At 37.2% G+C, this 1,316-nt stretch carries 1 protein-coding gene; it reads right to left on the bottom strand.

Translation table 11 applies throughout. The features are described from left to right. A partial coding sequence (locus ACWGOQ_RS24085; RefSeq protein ID WP_458202905.1) for an AMP-binding protein occupies positions 1-1,316 on the bottom strand: 1,316 nt, incomplete at both ends.

The following is a 1,316-nucleotide window of genomic DNA, read 5'->3' as shown; positions in this document are numbered from 1 at the left end:
ATTGTTTCTATAGCTTTTGCTAATACTTCAATAGTTGAGTCTTGGAAGAGCTGTAGTACTTTTAATCGTATCTTAAAAGCCCCTTGTATCAGATTAATAACTTTTATTGCCTTGATACTATTTCCTCCTAAAGCAAAGAAATCATCTTGTATACCTATAGGAGTTCGCTCTAAAACATCTTCCCAAATAGCCACCAATTGTTCTTCTACAGAAGTTCGTGGAGCTACATAAACTGATCCTGTAGATAACATTCCTGCTTCTGGTAAGGGTAACCTCTTTTTATCTACCTTACCATTACTTGTCAACGGAATACTCGATAACTCTAAATAATAGCCCGGAACCATATAATCAGGTAAACGCTCCAATAAATATCCTATTAAATCTGAAGGATCCTGCTCTGAATCGCTAACAATATATGCAATCAACTCTGTAGATCCAGAATCTAAAGCCTTAGCAACAACAACTGCCTGATCTATGCCATCCTTACCTTGTAACTGGTATTCAATCTCTCCTAACTCTATCCGATGACCTCGTATCTTTACCTGATCATCTATACGACCCTGAAACTCTAATATACCACCCTCTAACCAACGACCAATATCACCAGTCCTATATAAACGTTGTGTCGAATCAAGAGGGTTAACAATAAACTTATCGCTAGTCAAATCAGGACGGTTCATATAACCGCGACCAACACCAACTCCTGAAACACAAATCTCTCCACTAACTCCTTTCCCACACATCCTCAGTTGACTATCCAATATATAAATCTGCATATTACGTATCGGTTTTCCTACTGGAACAATAGAACATCCTGGTGCTTTATCCATAATAAATACCGTAATATCATCAGACGCCTCTGTAGGACCATACGCATTAACAACCGGAATCGAAGGATACGCTATAAACCAACGATCTAATAGTGAACTACTAACTGCCTCTCCAGTAACTAATAAATAAGACAAATCTCCTAGATAATGACGCTCAAGAGCTTCCTCTACTTCTAATAAAGATTTTAGATAACTCGGAACCACCTCTAAAATAGTAATCCCATCTAAGGAAATCTTACTTAAAAAATCATCCGGATCTAAAACAACAGATTGATCATAAACAACTACACGAGCTCCAACAAGTAAACCTGTTAACAGTTGCCATATCGAGATATCAAAGGTAAAAGGAGAATTCTGAGATACAATACTCTCCGTGTTAAACTCTAAACCTTCAATCTTAGAGTACATATGATTCAACATCCCTAAATGTTCTATCATAACTCCCTTAGGGGTGCCTGTAGATCCAGAAGTGTAAATTATATATGC

This window comes from Aquimarina ulvae (genome assembly GCF_053613295.3).
The sequence above is the reverse complement of the archived record's forward strand: the minus strand, read 5'-3'. Positions and strand labels throughout refer to the sequence as shown.